Source organism: Rhizobium acaciae (assembly GCF_025941625.1).
Lineage (GTDB): Bacteria > Pseudomonadota > Alphaproteobacteria > Rhizobiales > Rhizobiaceae > Rhizobium > Rhizobium acaciae.
Genome location: NZ_JAPCZO010000002.1, coordinates 350,759 through 373,482, shown reverse-complemented (window position 1 = coordinate 373,482; position 22,724 = coordinate 350,759). Strand labels below are relative to the sequence as shown.

Sequence of the window (22,724 nt, the reverse complement as noted above, 5' to 3'; positions counted from 1 at the left end):
CTCAAATTATCCTTTTCTTTCAGGCCTATATTTGTATCAAGCACCGGTGCTGGCGGCTCCACCCTTTGCCCTCAGCTGCGTAAAAAGCATCGGCCCTAGCGAAAACTCCCCTCGCCGCGCCTTCGCTGTCAAATCCCGAAGGTAGCCGCCAGCCGAATTGATCTGGCCCGCCCGTTCGTGAATGCAGGCGATTGCAATCGCCGCCCCGACCTGCCCGAGGGCTTCACAGTAGGCCGATGGGCTGACGCCCAACATTTGCCGGATGGTCACGGCAGCCGCCATCATTTCCCGCCCGCTACTGATCGGGCCGCCTGGCCCGTATGCGGTTATCGGGGGCAGGCCCGCAAAACCATCGACAACGGGAAGACTTCCGGTTCGCCCTTCCGCTCTGCTCGCTTGTTTGGCTCAGATCTTTCGCCCTTGAATCGATTCTGCGTTTCCATCATGCCTTGATGACGTGATCGGCCGAAAGGCCGAGCCGGTTGAAGACGTTGCGTGTGTCGACGATCAGCGTGGCACTTTTTGCGAGCGCCGCATAATCCACCCTGTCGTGATCCGTCGCGACCAGCACAGCATCGTAGCCGGCAATGGTGTCAGGCGTCAGCGTCACCGACTTGCGGCCTTTCAGCGCCTGGTATTCGCGCGTCGGCGGAATCTCGGCGACGAAGGGATCATGGTAATCTGCGTGTCCGCCACGCTCCTCGATGATCTCGATCAGCCGCAGCGACGGGCTCTCGCGGATATCGGCGACGTTCTTCTTATAGGCAAGCCCGAGCACCAGCACCCTGCTGCGGCTCAATGCCTTGCCGGCGCGAATGTCGAGCGCTTCGGCGAGCTTGCCGACGACATAACGCGGCATTGCCGAATTGATCTCGCCGGCGAGCTCGATGAAACGGGTCGGGAGCTCGTATTCGCGCGATTTCCAGGTGAGGTAGAAAGGATCGATCGGGATGCAATGGCCGCCAAGGCCGGGGCCGGGATAGAAGGGCATGTAGCCGAAGGGCTTGGTCTTGGCCGCGTCGATCACTTCCCAGACGTCGATGCCCATCGCCGCGTAGACGGTCTTCAGTTCGTTGACGAGGGCGATGTTGACCGAGCGGAAGATGTTTTCGGTGAGCTTCACGGCCTCGGCCGTGGCATTCGACGAGACCGGAACGACCGATGATACCGCCGCGCCATAGAAAGCCTTCATCAGCGCCAGCGCCTCGGGCCCGTCGCCGGCGACGACCTTGGGAATCGTGGCGGTATGATAATGCTGGTTGCCGGGATCCTCGCGCTCCGGCGAGAAGCCGACGAAAAAGTCCGAGCGGGATTTCAGCCCGGTGCCCTCGAGAATGACCTTCACCACGTCGTCGGTCGTACCGGGATAGGTGGTCGATTCCAGCACGACGAGCTGACCGGGGCGCAAATGCGCGGCGATCGAGTGCGACGTCGCCTCGACGAAGGAAAGGTCGGGATCGCGATGCTTGGTGAGCGGCGTCGGCACGCAGATGATGACGACGTCGCACTCGGCAAGGCCGGCGAAATCGGTTGTCGCCTTGAAGCGGCCCACATCGATCTCGGCCGACAGCGCCTCGTCGCTCACCGCGTCGATATAGGAGCGGCGGGCATCGAGCGCCACCATTTTGCCCGGATCGATATCGAAGCCGGTGACCGCAAAGCCGCTGCGCGCCACCGCCATAGCCAGCGGCAGGCCGACATAACCGAGGCCGATGATGCCGGCGCGCGCCGCGCGGGTTTCGATCTTCTGCAAAAGCGTATCGAAGGAGGAGAGAGCCAAGGCGGGATCTTTCAAACGGGGAAGAGAAGGCTGATCTAATGCATGATCCGGGCAAATTAAACCCGGGCTCCGTCTCTCCGCTGACGAGAGGAGCAGAAAACAGGGCCGCGACCCTTTGCGATGCTCATCGGGTGGGGCCGACCGGTGTGGCCGAAATGACTCAGGCCGCTCCCCTTGCTGCAACTTGAGCGCACAAAAAAATGCCAATCCCATTGTTTCGCACTTGCAGCATCCCTATTTTGACTTTTGATAATGAACCACCGCGAAAGGACTACCCGTCCGATCCCGCCATGGGGGAGCTGAGGGGCGCCGCTGCCGGGCTTTCGGCAGATCGTTGACACAATAATACCGCTCGTACATCCTGATTTCCTTGTGACCTGCGCATGAAAATGTGCCGGCCGAGGGACTTTTGGCTCTTGGGGATGGCGTGCCTTATGAGGATCATACGGAGAATGAGCACGATCGAATCCAGCGTGTCCTCCATCCTGTTGGACCGGGTCGCTGAATGGCTGACGAACTCTTCGCTGGCCGGAGACGAGCTTGAAAACATCGTGCGTGGTTTCTGCGAAAGGTTGACTGCCGCGGGCCTGCCACTTGCGCGCGTGCATCTTTCCTTTTCGATGCTGCACCCGCTCTACGATGCGCTGAGCTTCACCTGGCGGCGCGCCAGCGGCGTCACCATCGAGGGCTTCCGCATGCCCGCCGGGCAGAAGCCGGACCGCTTCCTGCAGAGCCCTTATTATTACCTGCTCGACAACAATCTGCAGCACATCCGCCGCCGGCTGATGCAGGATGGGCCGAACGAATTCCCGATTTTCGAGGACCTGCGCAAGGACAGCATCACCGACTATCTCGCCTTCGTGCAGCCCTTCGGCGACGGCTCGGTGCAGGGCATGATGGGTTCCTGGTCGACCGACCATCACACCGGCTTTTCCGACGACATGATCGACGCGCTGCTCAGGATGCAGAACCATCTGGCGGTCGCCGCCAAGATGGCGGTGCTCGGCAAGCTCGCCAACAACATGCTGACCACCTATCTCGGCGGCGACGCCGGCAAGCGGGTGCTGAACGGCCAGATCCGCCGCGGCGACGGCGAGACGATCCGGGCGGCGCTGGTCATGGGCGACATGCGCGAATCCACCGTCTATGCCGAAAAGGAAGGCCGGCAGGCCTATATCGACACGCTGAACCAGTTCTTCGACGCGATCGCCGCCCCGTTCAACCGCAATGGCGGCGAGATCCTGAGTTTCCTCGGCGACGGCTTTCTCGCCGTCTATCCTTGCGGGCGCCATAAGGACCCATCGAAAATTGCCTGCGAGGCGGCTCTTTCGGCCGTCCATCAGGCGCAGGCACGGGTCGCCGAACTCAACAGGGACCGCGAGCAGAAGGGCATGACCAGGGTCGGCTACGGCATCGGCCTGCATGTCGGCAACGTCATGTTCGGCAATGTCGGACTCAAGGACCGCCTGACCTTCTCCGCCTTCGGCTCGGCGGTCAACGAGGTGCAACGCCTGCAGATCCTGACCAAGAAATACGGCCGCGAGGTCGTCGCCAGCCAGGCCTTCGCCGGCTATTGCGGCGGCGAATGGACGACGCTCGGCGAAGAGAAGCTGCGCGGCGTCCGCCAGAAGGTGACCGTGCTGCAGCCGCGCGCGCCGGCGCCTGCGATCAACGTCGACGAGAGCTTCCGCGAGGCCGTGCAGAACGGACTGTCGGAAGCCGAGCAGGTCATTCTCCTGCATCGCGACGCCAAGAAACATGTCGAGCGCACCAGCATGGAGAAGTTCATCCAATAACAGCCTGCAACCCCTGTGATAATTCGCGCGTCTCGCCCGGGGAACTTCGGCGGGACGTGGAGGTTTTTCTATGATTGTCATCAACTGGACACCCCGTTTGCGGTACGCTAGTGTGCCTTAACGGGAACATAGAAGACTGGGGAATTTCATTGGTATGGCGTCTGCAGCGGATCTGTTGCGTATTGAAAATCTCGACGTCTCCTTCTCGGTTTTCGGTGACCGGCTACGCGTCGTAAAACAAGCCAATCTTCGCATTCTTCCGGGCAAGGTCACCGCTCTCGTCGGTGAATCCGGCTCGGGAAAATCGGTGATCAGCCAGTCGATCATGGGCATCCTGCCCAATCCGGCCAAGGCCTCGGGCAGCATCCTCTTCACCGATCCGCTCGACGGCAGCACGACCGATGTCCTGTCCTTTCCGCGCGACAGCGAGGAAATGCGCGACCTGCGCGGCCGCCGCATGGCGACCATCTTCCAGGAGCCGATGACCTCGCTCTCGCCGCTGCACACGATCGGCAATCAGATCAGCGAAGTGCTGCTGATCCATACTAAAGCCGACAAGCAGGAAGCCCGTGAAAAGACCGAGGAGATGCTTGGCCTTGTCGGCTTCTCCAATCCACATCGCACCTACGACATGTATCCGTTCGAACTGTCCGGCGGCATGCGCCAGCGCGCGATGATCGCCATGGCGCTGATCTGCAAGCCGGCGCTGTTGATCGCCGACGAGCCGACGACGGCGCTCGACGTGACGATCCAGGCGCAGATCCTCGAACTGCTGCGCGAGCTGCAGGCCAAGCTCGGCATGGCGATGCTGCTCATCACCCACGATCTCGGCATCGTCGCCAACATGGCCGACGAGGTGGTCGTCATCTATCACGGCGAGATCATGGAAGCAGGACCCGTCGAGGATATCTTCCGCAATCCGCAGCATCCCTACCTCAAGGGCCTGATGGCCGCCGTTCCGCATTTCGACATGAAACCCGGCGAGCGGCTGAAAGCGCTGCGCGATGTGACGGTCAATCTCGAGTCCCTGGTCGGCAAGAAGAAGCCGCTCCAGGCGGACGCCCCGGGCATCCTGCTTTCCGTCGCCAATCTCTCGAAGACCTACAAGACGCGCAAGCGCAGTTTTTTCGGCAAGCATGAAGCCACCGTCCTGCGCGCCGTCGACGACGTCAGCTTCGACATCCGCCGCGGCGAATGTCTGGGCCTGGTGGGCGAGTCCGGCTGCGGCAAGACGACGCTCAGCAAGATCCTGATGCGCGCAATCACGCCGGACAGCGGCGCGGTGGTGTTCAACGATGGCAAGGAGGTCATCGACGTCCTCTCCGTCAAGGGCGCCGAACTGCAGGACATGCGGACCAAGATCCAGATGGTGTTCCAGGATCCGGTCTCCTCGCTTTCGCCGCGCATGACGGTGCGCAACATCTTAAGTGAACCGCTCGAAATCCATGACCGCGGCGACAGTGACGAGCGCAAGCGCAAGGTCGAAGGATTAATGGCGGCAATCGGCCTCGACAAGCGTTATCTCAGCCGTTACCCGCACAGTTTTTCAGGCGGCCAGCGCCAGCGCATCGGAATCGCGCGCGCACTCGCGCTCGGCCCGAAGCTCGTCATCCTCGACGAGCCGGTGTCGGCGCTTGACGTCTCCGTGCAGGCGCAAATCCTCAACCTGTTGAAGGACCTGCAGAAAGAACTGGGGCTGACCTATCTGTTCATTTCGCACAATCTCGCCGTCGTCGATTACATGGCCGACCGCATCGCGGTGATGTGCAAGGGCCGCATCGTCGAGATCGCGCCGCGCGAGATCATCCTGCGCGATCCGGTGCACCCCTATACGAAATCGCTGCTCGCCGCCGTCCCCTTCCCCGATCTCGACCGGCCGCTCGATTTCAAGGCGCTCAGGGAAAACGGCGCCGCCGACAAGCAGAACTGGGGCGCGACCTTCACCGCCGAGCACGACGACGCTTCCGAGCTTGCTTATGCCGACCTCGGCGACGGCCATCTGGTGCGCGCCCGCAAAGGCGCCGATGCCAGGGAGTTGCGCTGATGGTGACGCGTCGCACGTTTCTCGGCGGCCTGGTCGGTGCTGCGATCGCACCCGCGGTGCTTCGGGCCGGACAGGTCGGCGAGCCGGAATTCCTCAAGGAGCGCCTGACATCGGGCAGCCTGCCGCCGATGGCCGAGCGCATTCCGCTGCGCCCGCGTATCGTCAATCTGAAGGAGATGGGGCTCGAACCGGGTGCCTACGGCGGCACGGTGCGCACCATCATCGGCAGCCAGCGCGACATCCGCTTCATGACGATCTACGGCTATTCCCGTCTGGTCGGCTACAACAAGCATCTGCAGTTCCAGCCGGATATCCTGGCCGGTTTCCAGTCAGAGGACGACACGGTCTTCACCTTCACGCTGCGCGAGGGCCATAAGTGGTCCGACGGCCAGCCGTTCACGGCCGACGATTTCCGCTACTGGTGGGAAGACGTCATCCTGAACGACAAACTGACGCCGGGCGGCGGCGCGCTGGAGCTTCGTCCGCACGGCAGCCTGCCGCGCTTCGAAATGCTCGATCCGCTGACCGTGCGCTACACCTGGGAAAAACCCAACCCGATGTTCCTGCCGACGCTGGCAGGCCCGCAGCCGCTCGTCATCTTCGGTCCCGGTCATTATCTCAAGCAGTTCCACAAGAAATTCCAGCCCGACCAGGCGAAGATGGACGAGCTGATGAAGACCTACCGCGTCAAGAAATGGCAGGATCTGCACATCAAGATGGCGCGCTCCTACCGTCCGGAAAATCCGAACCTGCCGACGCTCGATCCCTGGCGCAATACGACGGCGCTGCCGTCCGAGCAGTTCGTCTTCGAGCGCAACCCGTTCTTCCACCGCATCGACGAGAACGGCAGGCAGCTTCCCTATCTCGACCGTTTCATCCTCAACGTCTCCTCCTCGTCGATCATCGCCGCCAAGGCGGGTGCAGGCGAGGCCGACCTGCAGGTGACCGGCATCGATTTCAACGACTATACCTTCCTGAAGGAAGCCGAGAAGCGCTTCCCGGTGAAGGTCAATCTCTGGAAGCTCGCGCGCGGCTCGCGCATCACGCTGCTGCCGAACCTCAACTGCGCCGACGAGGTGTGGCGCGGCCTTTTCCGCGACGTGCGCCTGCGCCGCGCTTTGTCGCTGGCGATCGACCGGCACGAGATCAATATGGTCGCCTTCTACGGTCTTGGCACGCCAAGCGCCGATACGGTCCTGCCTGACAGCCCGCTCTTCAAGCAGGAATATGCCGACGCCTTCGTGAAATTCGATCCCGACGAGGCCAACCGGCTGCTCGACGAGCTCGGCTTGAGCAAACGCGGCGACGACGGCATCCGGCTGCTGCCGGACGGGCGGCGCGCCGAGATCACCGTCGAGACGGCCGGCGAAAGCAATCTCGACACCGACGTGCTGGAGCTGGTGCACGATCACTGGGCCAATATCGGCTTGGCGCTCTATACCCGCACCTCGCAGCGCGACGTCTTCCGCAACCGCGCCATGAGCGGTTCGATCATGATGTCGATTTGGTACGGCCTCGACAATGGCGTGCCGACCGCCGACATGTCGCCCTCAGGCCTGGCGCCGACGCTCGACGATCAACTGCAATGGCCGCTCTGGGGCATGCATTACCTCTCCGCTGGCCAGGAGGGCGTCGCACCCGACCTGCCTGAGGCAGCCCAACTGGTCGAACTGCTCAGCCAATGGGGCTCGACCGCGAAATTCGAGGAGCGCCAGGTGATCTGGCACAAGATGCTGTCGCTCTATACGCAGCAGGTGTTCTCCATCGGCCTCATCAACAGCACGCTGCAGCCGATCCTTCGCGCCGCCAAGATGCAGAACCTGCCGGAGAAAGCCCTCTACGGCTTCGATCCCACCTCCTATCTCGGCGTCTACATGCCGGATGCATTCTGGTACAAGGAGGCCTGAGGCGTGCTCAGATACATTCTCTGGCGCATCGCCGCCATGGTGCCGACGCTCTTCGTCATTTCGGCGCTGGTCTTCACCATCATCGAGCTGCCGCCGGGCGACTTCTTCGAGAGCCAGATCGCCGAGCTGCGTGCCTCCGGCGAGACCGCCAATCTCCAGGAAATCGAGGAGATGCGCCAGCAATACGGCTTCGACAAGCCGGAGATCGTGCGCTATTTCTACTGGGTCGGCGGCATGCTGCACGGCGATTTCGGCTATTCCTTCGAATACCAGCTGCCGGTCTCCGACGTGGTCGGCGATCGTCTGTGGCTGACGATGCTCGTCTCCTTCACGACGATCCTGCTCACCTGGCTGATCGCCTTTCCGATCGGCATCTATTCGGCCACCCACCAGTACAGCTGGGGTGATTACGGGCTGACGTTCCTCGGCCTGCTCGGCATCGCCATTCCGAACTTCATGCTGGCGTTGATCCTGATGTATTTCGCCAATATCTGGTTCGGCATCTCGATCGGCCACCTGATGGACCAGCAATATATCTCGGCGCCGATGAGCTGGGAGAAGGCGCGGTCGATCCTCTCTCACCTGTGGATCCCGGTCATCATCGTCGGCACGGCCGGCACGGCCGGCATGATCCGGCGACTGCGCGCCAATCTGCTAGACGAGATGCAGAAGCAGTATGTCGTCACCGCCCGCGCCAAGGGCCTGCCGCCGCTCAGGGCGCTGGTCAAATACCCGCTGCGCATGGCGCTCAACTTCTTCGTCGCCGACATCGGCTCGATCCTGCCGTCGATCATTTCGGGCGCCGAGATCGTCGCGATCGTGCTGTCGCTGGAGACGACGGGGCCGATGCTCATCAAGGCGCTGCAGAGCCAGGACATGTATCTCGCCGGCTCCTTCCTGATGTTCCTGGCCTTCCTCAACGTCATCGGCGTGCTGATCTCCGACATCGCGCTCGGCTTCCTCGATCCCCGCATCCGTCTGCAAGGCAGGAGCACCAAATAATGTCGCCCCTTCCCGCACCCGGCGCGCCGCTGCCGCACTACGTCTCGACCGCCCCTTTCGATCCGCAGGCGACCGAATCGATGACGGCGGCGCAATCGCGCATCCATCTCGCCTCGCAGAAAAAGCTGATGTGGTGGAAGTTCAAGCAGCACAAGCTGGCCTTGATCTCCGGCGTCTTTCTCGCCGCCGTCTACCTGATGATCCTGATCGTCGAGTTCCTGGCGCCCTACGGGCTGCACACGCGCAATGTCGATTTCATCCATGCGCCGCCGCAGCCCATCCACTTCTTCGACAAGGGCAGCTTCGTCGGTCCCTTCGTCTACGGCCGCGGCATGACGCTCGATCTCGACACGCTGCACCGTGTCTATACCGACAGGCCGAACGACGTGCAGCCGATCCGCTTCTTCTGCCGCGGCGACGCCTATAAATTCTGGGGCGTTGTCGCCTCGAACTACCATCTCGTCTGCCCGGCGATCGGCGGGCAGATGTTCCTGCTCGGCACCGACCGGCTCGGCCGCGACGTGCTGTCGCGCATCCTCTACGGCGCGCGGATATCGCTGACGATCGGTCTGATCGGCATTTCGATCAGCTTCGTGCTCGGCATCGTCATCGGCGGCCTTGCCGGTTATCGCGGCGGCATTTTCGATCTCATCGTCCAGCGCCTGATCGAAGTGCTGCAATCGCTGCCGAGCCTGCCGCTGTGGATGGCGCTGGCCGCCATCATGCCGGTGACGTGGAGCCCGATCGTCATCTATTTCGGCATCACCGTCATCCTCGGCATCATCGACTGGACGGGGCTGGCGCGTGCCGTGCGCTCCAAGCTCCTGGCGCTGCGCGAGGAGGATTATGTCCAGGCCGCACAGCTGATGGGCGCCAGCACGCCGCGCATCATCGGCCGGCATCTGGTGCCGGGCTTCATGTCGCATCTCATTGCTTCGGCGACGATTTCAATCCCCGGCATGATCCTTGGAGAGACTGCGCTCTCCTTCCTCGGCCTCGGCCTTCGTCCGCCGATCACCAGCTGGGGCATTCTGCTGACCGAGGCAAAAAGCGTCAGCGTCATCGCCTTCTATCCATGGCTGCTCTATCCGATCATTCCTGTTGTTCTCGTCATTTTGGCGTTCAACTTTCTGGGAGACGGCTTGCGTGATGCGGCAGATCCCTACAAATAGCAGGAAACGCGGCGGCGCATCACGGCACCGCCCCCACCTCGTGGCCTCCGGACGGTGGGGGTACTAACTATGTTGCTCACCCCAGAAGGGATGCCCATGTCCAGACGTCTCGAAGATGCGCGCATCCTCATGTACAGCCACGACACTTTCGGTCTCGGCCATCTGCGCCGCTGTCGCGCGATTGCCCATGCGCTGGTCGAGGATTATCGCGGCCTCAACATCCTGATCATTTCGGGTGCCACGATCGCCGGCGCCTTCGACTACCGCGCCCGCGTCGACTTCGTGAAGATCCCGAGCGTCATCAAGCTGCGCAACGGCGAATATACGTCGCTCGCCAGCCATATCGACCTGCACGAGACGCTGAAGATGCGCGAATCGAGCATTCGCCACACGGCCGAGACCTTCCAGCCCGATATCTTCATCGTCGACAAGGAACCGATGGGACTGAAGGGCGAGGTCGAGGATACGCTCGCCTATCTCAAGGCCCGCGGCACCGTGCTGGTGCTCGGCCTGCGCGAGATCATGGACGCGCCGCATCTGCTCGAGGCCGAGTGGAAGAAAAACAGCATCATGCAGAAGATCGACCAGTATTACGACAGCGTCTGGGTCTATGGGCCGCCGGATTTCTACGATCCGCTGATCGGCCTCGACGTGCCGGCCAGCCTGCGCCGGAAGATGGATTTCGTCGGCTTCCTGCAGCGCAGCGTCTCCAGGGGCAAGACCTCGATCAACGCCCGCAAGGACAATTACGTCCTCGTCACCACAGGCGGCGGCGGCGACGGCTCCGATCTCGTCCACGACGTCATGAATGCCTATGAAGCCGATCCGACGCTGACGCAGAAGGCGCTCGTGGTGCTCGGGCCCTATATGCCGGCCGCCGAGCGCGCCAAGCTGGTGCAGAAGGGGGAAGCCATTCCCTATATCGAGGTGATCGAGTTCGACAATCACATGGAAGAGCTGATCGACAGCGCCACCGGCGTCGTCGCCATGGGCGGCTACAACACCTATTGCGAGATCCTCTCTTTCGACAAGCCGGCGCTCATCGTGCCGCGCGTCAAGCCGCGCGAGGAGCAGCTGCTACGCGCAAAGCGCGCGAGCGAACTCGGCCTCGTCGACATGCTGCTGCCGGAACAGTCGGTCGATCCGACCATCATGGCCGAGGCGCTGAAGCGCCTGCCCTTGCGCCAGCCGCCGTCGAAGAGCGGCGGCAATATGCGTCTCGAAGGCCTCGACCATATCTCGCAGACCGTCGGCCGGTGGATCGACGGCCGCGGCAGCCACCTTTCCCTCGTCGGCGCGGAATAGGCAAAGCCTTGCCGCCACGCCGCAAGATCCTCGTCGTGCTGAAAGGCTATCCCCGCCTTTCGGAAACCTTCATCGCCCAGGAGCTGCTCGGCCTCGAAAAGGCCGGCTTCGACCTGACGCTGATTTCGATGCGCCGACCGACCGACAAGAAGCGCCATCCGGTGCACGACGAGATCCGGGCGCGCGTCGTCTATCTGCCGGAATATCTGCACGAGGAGCCGATCCGCGTGCTGAAGGGCCTCATCGCCGGCCTCTCCAAACCCGGCTTCAAGGCGCTGATGAAACGCTTCCTCGCCGACCTCAAGCGCGACATCTCCCGCAATCGCTTCCGCCGTCTCGGCCAGGCGCTGGTGCTGGGGCGCGAATGGCCGGACGAGGGCGAATGGCTGCATGCCCATTTCATCCACACGCCGGCCTCGGTGACGGAATATGCGAGCATCCTCACGGGCACGCCCTGGACCTGTTCGGCGCATGCCAAGGATATCTGGACGTCGCCCGACTGGGAGCTGAAGGAGAAACTCGCCAGCGCCCGCTGGACCGTCACCTGCACCAGGACGGGCTACGACCACATGCGCACGCTGACATCACGCAAGGAGGCCGTGCACTTGAGTTACCACGGTCTCGATCTCGCCCGCTTCGGCCATTTTGCCGGGGAGCGTTCGAACCGGACCGGCAGCGATCCCGACGATCCGGCCTTCATCCTCAGCGTCGGCCGCGCCGTCGAGAAGAAGGGTTACGACGTGCTGCTGCGGGCGCTGGCACTTCTGCCCGCCGACCTTCACTGGCGCATGGACCATATCGGCGGTGGCGAGGAGCTTGCGAAACTGAAGGCGCTCGCCACCGAACTCGGCATCTCCGCCCGCATCGTCTGGAAGGGCGCCATGGCGCAGGAAGACGTGCTCGACCATTACCGCCGCGCCGACCTCTTCGCGCTTGCCTGCCGCATCGCCGCCAACGGCGACCGCGACGGCTTGCCGAACGTGCTGGTCGAAGCCTCCAGCCAGCGGCTCGTCTGCCTCTCGACCGACGTATCCGGCGTGCCGGAGCTCCTGAAGAACGGTGAAAACGGCCTCGTCGTACCGCCGGAGGATCCGGCGCTGCTGGCCAGCGCGCTGGAGGCGGCGATCCGCGACCCGGCGCTGCGCAAGCGCCTCGGCGACGCCGCCGAACGCCAGGTGCGCGAATATTTCGACTATCACTCCAGCATCAGACAGCTCACCGGCCTGTTCGAGGCCGAATGGCAGAAGGCGTCATGACGGCACCGCGTATCTTCTTCTATGTCCAGCATCTGCTCGGCATCGGCCACATAGCCCGCGCCAGCCGCATCGCCAATGCGCTGGTCAAGGACGGGTTTGACGTGACTGTCGTGACCGGCGGCCTGCCGGTGCCGGGCTTTCCGGGCGAAGGCATAAAGACCGTGGCCTTGCCCGCGGTTGTCGCCAGCAATGCCGGTTTCTCCGGCCTTGCCGATGCCGATGGCCGGCCGGCCGGCGAGGATTTCCTCAATGCCCGCCGCCAGCTGCTGCTCGATGCCTTCCATGCCGCAAGACCTGATGTCGTCATCATCGAAGCCTTCCCCTTCGGTCGGCGACAGATGCGCTTCGAACTCCTGCCCTTGCTTGAGGCGATCGAAAAGGCCGAACCGCGGCCGAAACTCTTGAGCTCGGTGCGCGACATCCTGCAGGAAAACCGCAAGGCCGGCCGCGACGCGGAGACGGTCACGCTGGTCAAGGAGCATTTCGATGCCGTGCTCGTCCACGGCGATCCCGGTTTCGTCAGGCTTGAGGATACCTTCCCACTGACATCAGAGATCGCCGACAGGCTGGTTTATACCGGCCTCGTCGCACCACCGCCGGCGCCGGAACCGACCGAGACATTCGACATCATCGCATCGGCGGGCGGCGGCGCGGTCGGTGCTGCGCTGATCGGCGCGGCGAAAGAGGCGGCAGCGCTGCTGCCGGACGATCTTCGCTGGCTGCTGGTCGCCGGCCCGAACCTGCCGGAGGCCGATTTCGCAGCACTATCAGAGGATGCGGCCCCGAACGTGACGCTGGTGCGCTTCCGAAAGGACTTTCCCTCGCTCCTGCGTGGCGCCAGGGTATCGATCTCGCAGGCAGGCTACAACACGGTCGGCGATCTCCTGCGCACCGAGTGTCGGGCGATCCTTATCCCCTTCGTCGCCGGCGGCGAGACCGAACAGACGGTGCGCGCCGAACGGCTGCGGGCGCTCGGCCTCGCCGATATTCTACCGGAAAACGGACTGACGTCGGGCCATGTGAAAGAGGCGGTCGAAAAGGCGCTCGCCGCACAGCCACGGGGGCCGATCTTGCTCGACCTCGACGGGGCGGAGAAAACCGCCGGCATCATTCGCTCCATGATTGCCGAATCCCTCGCCTAATCCAAAATTCCTGTGGTATAAGCAATGTTCCGGCGAGAATCGGCACTTTTGCAGCCGGTCGCTTCGCCTTGTTTTCATTGCGATATCGGCGGTCCGGCTGCATGATCCTAATCTCAAAATTCCTCCCCGTCCCGGCGCCCGGCTCGCGCCCCCGGAATGTCCCAGCAAGCTGACGGTTAGCCATGGAAAAAAGCCTCGCCCGCTACATCTGGAAGAACACGCGGCTGCAGCAGCTGTGGATTCTGGCTGTCGTCGCCGCCTCTATGGTGCCCTATTTCCTGTCCTTCGACCTGCCGAAGCAGATCGTCAACGGACCGATCCAGGGTGACGGGTTCGAAGGTCCGGGCGCAAGGCAGACCTTCATGCATATTGCCTACGACATTCCGCTGATCGGCCATGTCGAATTCTTTCAAGGGTTGCAGCTCAACCGCTTCCAGATGTTGATGGCGCTCAGCCTGGTTTTTCTGGCGCTTGTGGTGCTGAACGGCCTCTTCAAGTTCTATATCAACACCTATAAGGGCCGGCTCGGCGAACGCATGCTGCGCCGTATCCGCTTCGAGCTCATCGACCGGGTGCTGCGGTTTCCGCCCATCCATTTCAAGCGGGTGAAATCGGCCGAAATCGCCACGATGATCAAGGACGAGGTGGAGCCGATGGGCGGCTTCACCGGTGATGCCTTCGTCTCGCCAGCCCTTCTCGGCGGCCAGGCGATCACGGCGCTCGCCTTCATCATCGTGCAGAATTTCTGGCTCGGCATGATCGCCGCCGGCATCGTCGGCGTGCAGGCAATCGTGATTCCCCGCATGCGCAAGCGGCTGCTGGATCTCGGCCGCCAGCGGCAGCTGACGGCGCGCGAACTCTCCGGCCGCGTCGGCGAAATCGTCGACGGCATCGGCACGATCCACGGCAACGACACGTCGAACCTCGAACGCGCCGACATCGCCTCGCGGCTCGGCCGGATCTTCTCGATCCGCTACGACCTTTACCAGTGGAAGTTCCTGGTGAAGTTCATCAACAACTTCCTCGCCCAGGTCACGCCTTTCCTGTTTTACGCGATCGGCGGCTACCTGGCGCTGCAGGGCCGGCTCGACATCGGCCAGCTCGTCGCCGTCATATCAGCCTATAAAGATCTGCCCGGTCCGCTGAAGGAACTGATCGACTGGGACCAGATGCGCCAGGACGTGCAGGTGAAGTACCAGCAGGTCTATGAGCAGTTCAATATCGAGCCGCTGATCGACAGCCGCATCCAGGAACTGGCCACCGCCCCGGTCGGCGCGCTGACGGGCGCGTTCGTCGTCACCAACCTGTCGCTCTCCGACGACAGCGGCGCCCGCCTCGTCGACCACGTGTCCGTCGAGATCAAGCCGAACGAGACAGTGGCGATCGTCGGGCCGAACGGCAGCGGCGCGGAAGCTTTCGCCGAAGCGCTCGGCCGCATGGTCTGGCCGGACTCCGGCCGCATCACCATCGACGGCCGCGATCTCCTCGACATGCCGGAATCGATCACCGGCCGGCGGATCTCCTATGCCTCGTCCGACACCTTCTTCTTCCACGGCACGCTCGCCAGCAATCTGCTCTACGGCCTGAAACATGCGCCGATGACCGATCCCGTCTACGACGAGCGGGAAGCGCTGGAGTATAAATGGCATTCCGCCGAGGCGGAGAAGGCCGGCAATCCGACGCTCGACCTCAACAGCGACTGGGTGGACTACAAGGCCGCCGGCGCAAGCGGCCCCGAGGACATTCTCAAAGCGATCCGCCCGGTGCTCGACGCCGTCCTGATCTCGCAGGACATCCTCGATCTGGCGCTGCGCTCGACTGTCAACACCGACGTGCATGTGGCGCTCGGCGACCATGTCGTCGCGCTACGCGCCTCGCTGCGCGACCGGCTGCGCGACGAGGGGCTCGACACGATCGTCGTGCCTTTCGATTTCGACGCCTACAATGCCCAGGCGACGGTTGGCGAGAACCTGCTCTTCGGCACGATGAAGCGGCCTTTGATGACCAACCGCAGGCTTGCTGCGCATCCCTATTTCCAGCAGCTCTTCCGTGAGACCGGCCTCAGCACCGATCTCTACGCCATGGGCCTCGAGATCGCCGAGAACGCTGTGGAACTCTTCCACGACCTGCCGCCGGACCATCCTTTCTTCCAGCAACTGACCTTCATGACGGCGGACGACATCCCGACCTACCAGGCGCTGCTGCAGAAGCTGCAAAGCCGCCGCTTCGAGGACGCGACACCCGAGGAGCGTTCGGCCATCATCCGGCTGAGTTTTGCCTATATCGAGCCGCGCCACCGCTTCGGCTTGCTGACGAACGAGCTCACGGACAAGATCGTCAGCGCCCGCAAGCAGTTCCACGAGCGAATTCCGGCCGATCTCGCCGAACTGATCGAGCGCTACGACGCCGAGCGTTTCACGCCGTCGGCAAGCCTGATGGACAATGTGCTCTTCGGCCGTATCGCCTATCAGCAAGCCGATGCCTCCGACCGCATCCGAGGCATCATGGGCGAACTCTTCGATGCGCTCGACCTTTATGACGACGTGCTGTCGATCGGCCTCGAATTCGACGTCGGCTCCGGCGGCAAGCGGCTGACCATGGTGCAACGGCAGAAGCTGAACCTGGCCCGCGCGCTGTTGAAGCGCTCGGACTATTTCATCTTCAACCGGCCACTGTCGGCGCTCGACCAGCGCGTTCAGGATCAGATCACCCGCAACATCATCGAAGGCCTGCACGAAGAAGGCCATCGGCCGGCGATCATCTGGGTGCTCTCCAATGCCCGGCAGGCCGAGATGTTCGACCGAATCCTGCTCTTTGACCGCGGCGGGTTGGCGGAAGCCGGAAACTATCCCGAACTTTCCGAGAAAAACGGGATGTTCAAGGAACTGTTATCGTAATATTCTATAGGGGCGGCGATGGTGGGTGTTCCGGATAGGGAACGCCTCGGAATTTGAAGATGCCTGGTCCTGCGGACCCTGCATCAGGGGATTGGAACGCTCATGCTGTTGAGAGACGAAGTCGAAATGCTGCGAAGGGTGCCGATCTTTTCGAGGATCGCACCAGCAAAGCTCAAGCTTTTGGCCTTTACCTCAGATCGCATGACCTACAAAGTCGGGCAAAATCTCTTCCATCAAGGCGATGTCGGTGATGCCGCCTACGTCATTCTCTCGGGTACCGCCGACATCATCGTCGCCTCGGCGGCTGGCGAGATCAAGGTCGCCGACGTCGAACCCAATTCCATCGTCGGCGAAATCGCCATCCTTTGCGATGTCTCGCGCACAGCAACGGTACGCGCCACCTCGCCGCTCGAGGTGCTGCGCATCAGCAAGGAGCACTTCCTGAAGCTGCTCAGCGATTTCCCGGAGATGGCCGTGGAAATCATGCGGGTGCTAGCCGACCGCCTGAACCACACCACTGCCGAGCTGATAGCGGCGCGTGCGCCGAAACAGCCGCAGATGGCGCAGTAAAACTGCATTCAGCGTTTTGGCGGCCATTGTTGGGCACCATGAAGAAGGCGCAAAATCTCCACCCTCTGTGCTTTTCTGTCGATGCGATAGATCAGCAGGAATGCAGTGCGCGGAATGACCAATTCCCGCGTCCCGCCAAGACGGCCGCCGCGTCCTGCTTCGGGGTGATCGGCGAGCATCTTGGCCTGATGTCGGATAACATCGTCCAATGCGATTGCAGCTTTTGGGTTTTGGGCAAAGATGTGCCGGATCTGACCTTCCCGATCCAGAAGAGCCTGCTGCAGCCATTTGACGATCAAGAAGCCTTTTCTCCGGATTCCAGCTGCGCGAGCAATTCAGCCCGAAGCTTGTCCATTCGCTCTTCGGCATCCTGCGCACTTATCCAGACCGCGTTCGGACCATCGGCCTCCTGGATCGCTTCCTCGACCTGTTCGCGGAACCATTTGTCGTATTCCGCCGCCTCATGGGTACGACGCAGAGCTGCGGCCCGATCCGGCCGCGGTGCCGTCTCGGAAACGTAATCGGCCGCATCGACATCGAACTGCGAGATGCCGACATCCTTGAGGTAAGAAACCAAGGTCTCCATGCGCTTGAACACGCGCACCTGCCGGCTGCGTTGGGCGGCGAGCGGGCGCTCGGCCTTGCCGTAGCGGATGACGACGGACCAGCCACCGGTCTTGCCGACGACATGGGCCGCCTCGACCGCCCCCGCCTCGACAAGGCGGGAAAGGGTCGAATGATCGATGGTTTCCGCAGTCATGGCATATCCTCGTTCAGGCCGACAAGGATATGCATTTAATTATAGATTGCAATGCATTCAATAATTGGAATTGCGCAGCCCGAAAACGAAAGCCTGCATGGTTTCCCATGCAGGCCCGTTTGTGTGTGTGTGTGTGTGTGTTCGGGTCCGTCTATTCGCGCTGCTCCAGCGCCCTGCTGAAGGCGAGTGCTGCCAGCGTGCAGATCGCGCCGGACAGCAGGTAGTAGCCGACGAAAGTCAGGCCGAAGCGGCTGGAGAGGCTGAGCGCCACCAGCGGCGCAAAACCCGCGCCGATCAGCCACGCCAGATCCGAGGTGAAGGCGGCGCCCGTATAGCGGTAGCCGCGGCCGAAGCGGGATGAGATCGAGCCCGTCGCCTGGCCGAAGGAAAGGCCAAGCACGCCGAAGCCGATGATGACGAAAGCGTCATGGCCGCTGTTGCCGGATGCGATCAGGCTCGGCCCGATAAAGCTGAAGACGGCGATGATGACGGCGCAGATGGCAAGCTGGGCGCGCCGTCCGATACGGTCGGCGATCAGGCCCGAGGCGATGATCGTGAGGATACCGACCGCGGCGCCGATCACCTGCACCACCATGAAGGCGCCGATCGGCTGGTTGCCGTAAAGGCTCATCCAGCCGAGCGGGAAAATGGTGACGAGGTGGAACATGGCAAAACTCGCGAGCGGCACGAAGGCGCCGATCAGGATGTCGCGGCCGTGCACGCGCAGCACGTCGAGGATGGGGGCCGCTTCCAGCTCGTGCTGTTCCAGCAGCGTGCCGAACTCCTTGGTCATGACGAGGCGCAAACGCGCAAACAGCGCCACGACGTTGATCGCGAAGGCGACGAAGAAGGGATAACGCCAGCCCCAGGAGAGGAAATCCTCACTGGAAAGATTGGCGACGAAATAACCGAACAGGGTACTGGCCAGCGCAAAGCCGATCGGCGCGCCGAGCTGCGGGATCATCGCATACCAGCCGCGGTGCTTGGCCGGCGCGTTGAGCGCGAGCAGCGAGGCAAGGCCGTCCCAGGCGCCGCCGAGCGCGAAGCCCTGGCCGAGACGGAAAAGCGCCAGCAAGGCGATCGACCAGACGCCAATCTCGTTGTAACCCGGCAGGAAGGCGATCGAGGCGGTGGAGCCGCCAAGCAGGAAAAGCGCGATCGTCAGCTTGGTGCCGCGGCCGTACAGCCTATCGATCGTCATGAAGACGACGGAGCCGACGGGGCGGGCCAGGAAGGCAAGCGAGAAGATGGCGAAGGAATAGAGCGTGCCCGTCAGCCTGTCGGGCGCGAAGGGGAAGACCAGCTGTGGAAAGACCAGAACCGAGGCAAGGCCATAGACGAAGAAATCGAAGAATTCCGACATGCGGCCGATCACCACGCCGATGGCGATACTGCCCGGCGAGACCGGCTTGTCGTCGTGAATGCGCCGCGCGTCGCGTTCCAGCGACGACGATGACGGTCCGTAATTGGATGTTGTAGCCATGAAACGCCTCCCTCGATGAAGCGCTTTCGCCAAGGCGCCTCAACCTGATCTTGATCAAACCCGCAGGCTTATCAAGTCCGTAAGACGTAAATAGTTCATCATCACGGCTCAAAATGAGGCGCAGGCGGAAAAAATAGCGTGATCCGGAGCGCGATTTTTCCCGGGGACGCTGGCTTGGCCGGCTCTTGCGGATATATTGGAACAAAACATGCGCTGGCGAAAGAATCCTTCTTGATTTCATCAGGATTCCAAAGCTGTAGTGCACGATGATTTGTGCCGCAGTGCGGCATGATTGCTGCGCTGCGACCAAACACCTCATGTCGCTATCGGGTTCAGTGCGTTAGTCGCGGAACGAACGAAACAACAAGAGCTTAGAGACGTGCTAAAACTGGTGAAGTTTTCCCGCCTTCTATCCGTCTTGCCGCTGCTTTTCCTGGCAGGATGCAACATGGTGGTCATGGCGCCCTCCGGCGACATCGCCGCGCAACAGCGCGATCTCATCGTCATCTCGACGGTGCTGATGCTTTTGATCATCATCCCGGTGATCTTCCTGACGCTGTTCTTCGCCTGGCGCTACCGCCGCTCCAATACGGCCGCCACCTACGCGCCGGAATGGCACCATTCGACCCGCCTCGAAATCGTGATCTGGGCAGCGCCGCTTGCGATCATCATCGCGCTCGGCGCCGTGACCTGGATTTCCACCCATAAGCTCGATCCCTACCGCCCGCTCGACCGCCTCGACGCGGAGCGCGCCATTCCGGCCAATACCAAGCCGCTGATCGTCGAGGTCGTGGCGCTCGACTGGAAGTGGCTGTTCTTCTATCCCGAACTCGGCATCGCCACCGTCAACGAACTCGCTGCCCCAGTCGACGTGCCGATCAATTTCAAGATCACCGCCTCCTCGGTGATGAACTCCTTCTATATCCCGGCGCTAGCCGGCCAGATCTATGCGATGCCCGGCATGGAGACGAAGCTGCACGCCGTCATCAACAAGCAAGGCGAATATGAGGGCTTCTCCGCCAATTACAGCGGAAGCGGCTTCTCACACATGCGCTTCAAGTTCCACGGCCTCGACCAGGCGGGCTTTGACGCCTGGGTGGCGCAGGTCAAGCAGCAGGGCACGATGCTCAACCGCGACGCCTATCTCAAGCTCGAGAAGCCGAGCGAGAAGGAACCGGTGCGTTATTATGCCGGCGCCGATGCCGACCTTTACAACGCCATCCTCAACATGTGCGCCGCTCCGGGCAAGATGTGCATGAACGAGATGATGCATATCGACATGATGGGCGGCGGCGGCAAGGAAAGTGCCGAGAACCGCGAGAAGCTGCGATACGACGACCGTCATGCCGACGAAGGCATCGTGGCGCCCGCCGCCACCGTGCCGGCGACCGGGGCTCCGGCCCGCAGCGAGCCCGCCGAGCGGACCGACGGCAACAGCATGCAGGACGACATGCCCGGCATGCCTAGCACGCCCGGAATGGACATGCAGCATGAGGGTCATTCCATGCCCGGCATGAGCAATGGCGCCGATCCGGCGCCGGCGCAGCTCAACAACAACAATTAACCTGGCGCTTTGCGTCGCAAGACATAATGAACGGGTTGTTCCATGTTTTCCAATCCTGACCTCCTGAAGTTCGTCTTCGGCCGGTTGACCCTCGATGCCATCCCCTATCACGAGCCGATCCTGGTCGTGACCTTCATCGGCGTCGTCATCGGCGCCGTCGCGGTGCTCGGCATCATCACCTATTTCAAGTTCTGGGGCCCGCTCTGGCGCGACTGGATCTGCAGCGTCGATCACAAGAAGATCGGCATCATGTATGTGATCCTGGCCGTCATCATGCTGTTGCGCGGCTTCTCCGACGCGATCCTGATGCGCATCCAGCAGGCGATCGCCTTCAACGGTTCGGAGGGCTATCTGCCGCCGCACCATTACGACCAGGTCTTCACCGCCCACGGCGTCATCATGATCTTCTTCGTGGCGATGCCCTTCGTCACCGGTCTGATGAACTTCGTGGTGCCGCTGCAGATCGGCGCGCGCGACGTCTCCTTCCCCTTCCTCAACAACTTCTCGTTCTGGATGACCACCGCCGGCGCGATCATCATCATGCTGTCGCTGTTCATCGGCGAGTTCGCCCAGACCGGCTGGCTTGCCTACCCGCCGCTGTCTGGCGCAGCCTACAGTCCGGGCGTCGGTGTCGACTATTATATCTGGGGCCTGCAGGTGGCCGGTGTGGGAACGACGCTTTCGGGCATCAACCTGATCGCCACCATCGTCAAGATGCGTGCGCCGGGCATGACCTTCATGAAGATGCCGGTCTTCACCTGGACGGCGCTTTGCACCAACGTGCTGATCGTCGCCTCCTTCCCGATCCTGACGGCGACACTCGCGCTGCTGTCGCTCGACCGCTATGCCGGCACGAACTTCTTCACCAACGACCTCGGCGGCAATCCGATGATGTACATCAACCTCATCTGGATCTGGGGTCATCCGGAGGTCTATATCCTCGTGCTGCCGGCCTTCGGCATCTTTTCGGAAGTCGTCGCCACCTTCTCCGGCAAGCGTCTCTTCGGCTACGCCTCCATGGTCTACGCGACCTGCGTGATCATGATCCTCTCCTACATCGTCTGGCTGCACCACTTCTTCACGATGGGCTCGGGCGCCAGCGTCAATTCCTTCTTCGGCATCACCACGATGATCATCTCGATCCCGACCGGGGCGAAGATTTTCAACTGGCTCTTCACCATGTATCGCGGCCGCATCCGTTTCGAGGTGCCGATGCTGTGGACGGTCGGTTTCATGGTGACCTTCGTCATCGGCGGCATGACCGGCGTCATGCTTGCGGTCCCGCCGGCCGACTTCGTGCTGCACAATTCGCTGTTCCTCATCGCCCACTTCCACAACGTCATCATCGGCGGCGTTCTCTTCGGCATGTTCGCCGGCGTCAACTACTGGTTCCCGAAGGCCTTCGGCTTCAAGCTCGATCCCTTCTGGGGCAAGATGAGCTTCTGGTTCTGGCAGATCGGCTTCTGGTTCGCCTTCATGCCGCTCTACGTGCTCGGCCTGATGGGCGTCACCCGCCGCGTCAGCCAATTCGAGGATCCGTCGCTGCAGATCTGGTTCATCATCGCCGCCTTCGGCGTCGGCCTGATCGCGCTTGGCATCGCCGCCTTCCTGATCCAGATCGTCGTCAGCTTCATGAAACGCGAGGAATTGCGCGACGATAGCGGCGACCCGTGGGACGGCCGCACGCTGGAATGGTCGACATCCTCGCCGCCGCCGGATTACAACTTCGCCTTCACGCCTGTCGTGCACGATCATGACAGCTGGTACGACATGAAGAACCGCGGTTATGCACGCCCGCTGGAAGGCTTCCGGCCGATCCATATGCCGAAGAATACCGGCACCGGCGCGATACTCTCGGCCATCAGCGTCGCCCTCGCCTTCGGCCTGATCTGGTATATGTGGTGGCTGGTCGTCGTCTCCTTCGTCGCCATGCTGGTGGTCGCGATCGGCCATACCTTCAACTACGGACGCGATTTCCACATCCCCGCCGAAGAGGTGACCGAAACGGAAGGCAAGCGCACCGCGTTGCTTGCCGAGCAGGTGTGA

At 62.2% G+C, this 22,724-nt stretch carries 16 protein-coding genes and 1 pseudogene; 12 read left to right on the top strand and 5 right to left on the bottom strand.

The window, feature by feature from the left end:
* Positions 1-36 precede the first annotated feature (36 nt).
* Together repC and OLZ32_RS05460 are read right to left on the bottom strand one after the other, a co-directional pair.
* Positions 37-407: pseudogene (gene repC, locus OLZ32_RS05465) on the bottom strand (replication initiation protein RepC); the annotation flags it as partial.
* Positions 408-442: 35 nt separating this feature from the next.
* Entirely contained in the window at positions 443-1,780 is a 1,338-nt protein-coding gene (locus tag OLZ32_RS05460) for a nucleotide sugar dehydrogenase (protein WP_264419988.1), read from the bottom strand.
* 452 nt (positions 1,781-2,232) lie between these two features.
* Between OLZ32_RS05460 and OLZ32_RS05455 the strand changes: the two genes are divergently transcribed.
* The 10 genes from OLZ32_RS05455 (at position 2,233) to OLZ32_RS05410 (ending at position 16,871) form a co-directional block, all read left to right on the top strand.
* The gene (locus tag OLZ32_RS05455) at positions 2,233-3,576 is read left to right on the top strand and encodes an adenylate/guanylate cyclase domain-containing protein (protein WP_026160301.1); all 1,344 of its coding nucleotides are present in this window, start codon (positions 2,233-2,235) and stop codon (positions 3,574-3,576) included.
* A gap of 154 nt (positions 3,577-3,730) precedes the next feature.
* Entirely contained in the window at positions 3,731-5,620 is a 1,890-nt protein-coding gene (locus OLZ32_RS05450) for an ABC transporter ATP-binding protein (protein WP_264419985.1), read from the top strand.
* Positions 5,620-7,527 (top strand): ABC transporter substrate-binding protein, encoded by a 1,908-nt coding sequence (locus tag OLZ32_RS05445; protein WP_264419983.1) that lies wholly within the window; start codon positions 5,620-5,622, stop codon positions 7,525-7,527. Before OLZ32_RS05450 ends, OLZ32_RS05445 begins: the two co-directional genes overlap by 1 nt.
* Positions 7,528-7,530: 3 nt before the next feature.
* Complete coding sequence (locus OLZ32_RS05440; RefSeq protein WP_264419981.1) at positions 7,531-8,529, top strand: ABC transporter permease; 999 nt, start codon at positions 7,531-7,533, stop codon at positions 8,527-8,529.
* The gene (locus OLZ32_RS05435; protein ID WP_264419979.1) at positions 8,529-9,701 is read left to right on the top strand and encodes an ABC transporter permease; all 1,173 of its coding nucleotides are present in this window, start codon (positions 8,529-8,531) and stop codon (positions 9,699-9,701) included. Before OLZ32_RS05440 ends, OLZ32_RS05435 begins: the two co-directional genes overlap by 1 nt.
* A gap of 96 nt (positions 9,702-9,797) precedes the next feature.
* Positions 9,798-11,006 (top strand): glycosyltransferase family protein, encoded by a 1,209-nt coding sequence (locus tag OLZ32_RS05430; RefSeq protein WP_264419977.1) that lies wholly within the window; start codon positions 9,798-9,800, stop codon positions 11,004-11,006.
* A gap of 8 nt (positions 11,007-11,014) precedes the next feature.
* Positions 11,015-12,262 (top strand): glycosyltransferase, encoded by a 1,248-nt coding sequence (locus OLZ32_RS05425; RefSeq protein WP_264419975.1) that lies wholly within the window; start codon positions 11,015-11,017, stop codon positions 12,260-12,262.
* The gene (locus OLZ32_RS05420; protein ID WP_264419973.1) at positions 12,259-13,404 is read left to right on the top strand and encodes a glycosyltransferase family protein; all 1,146 of its coding nucleotides are present in this window, start codon (positions 12,259-12,261) and stop codon (positions 13,402-13,404) included. The genes OLZ32_RS05425 and OLZ32_RS05420 overlap by 4 nt, the downstream gene beginning before the upstream one ends.
* Before the next feature lie 182 nt (positions 13,405-13,586).
* Positions 13,587-16,301 carry an ABC transporter transmembrane domain-containing protein gene (locus tag OLZ32_RS05415; protein WP_003548381.1) on the top strand — a complete coding sequence of 905 codons (2,715 nt, stop codon included), beginning with the start codon at positions 13,587-13,589 and terminating at the stop codon, positions 16,299-16,301.
* A 102-nt stretch (positions 16,302-16,403) separates the two neighbouring features.
* A complete protein-coding gene (locus OLZ32_RS05410; protein WP_028743805.1) occupies positions 16,404-16,871 on the top strand; it encodes a cyclic nucleotide-binding domain-containing protein in 468 nt (155 codons plus the stop codon).
* Positions 16,872-16,879: 8 nt separating this feature from the next.
* Here the strand turns inward: OLZ32_RS05410 and OLZ32_RS05405 are convergent, their stop codons facing one another.
* From OLZ32_RS05405 to OLZ32_RS05395, 3 genes are all read right to left on the bottom strand, one after another.
* Positions 16,880-17,170: a type II toxin-antitoxin system RelE/ParE family toxin gene (locus tag OLZ32_RS05405; RefSeq protein ID WP_011654800.1), complete on the bottom strand. Its 291-nt coding sequence runs from the start codon at positions 17,168-17,170 to the stop codon at positions 16,880-16,882.
* Complete coding sequence (locus OLZ32_RS05400; protein WP_003548376.1) at positions 17,167-17,631, bottom strand: hypothetical protein; 465 nt, start codon at positions 17,629-17,631, stop codon at positions 17,167-17,169. Before OLZ32_RS05400 ends, OLZ32_RS05405 begins: the two co-directional genes overlap by 4 nt.
* A gap of 151 nt (positions 17,632-17,782) precedes the next feature.
* Positions 17,783-19,114 carry an MFS transporter gene (locus tag OLZ32_RS05395; RefSeq protein ID WP_003548374.1) on the bottom strand — a complete coding sequence of 444 codons (1,332 nt, stop codon included), beginning with the start codon at positions 19,112-19,114 and terminating at the stop codon, positions 17,783-17,785.
* Between the two features lie 379 nt (positions 19,115-19,493).
* Between OLZ32_RS05395 and cyoA the strand changes: the two genes are divergently transcribed.
* Together cyoA and cyoB are read left to right on the top strand one after the other, a co-directional pair.
* Positions 19,494-20,678, top strand: coding sequence for a ubiquinol oxidase subunit II (cyoA, locus tag OLZ32_RS05390; RefSeq protein ID WP_264419969.1), 1,185 nt, complete (start codon positions 19,494-19,496; stop codon positions 20,676-20,678).
* A gap of 42 nt (positions 20,679-20,720) precedes the next feature.
* Positions 20,721-22,724 (top strand): cytochrome o ubiquinol oxidase subunit I, encoded by a 2,004-nt coding sequence (cyoB, locus tag OLZ32_RS05385; protein ID WP_264419967.1) that lies wholly within the window; start codon positions 20,721-20,723, stop codon positions 22,722-22,724.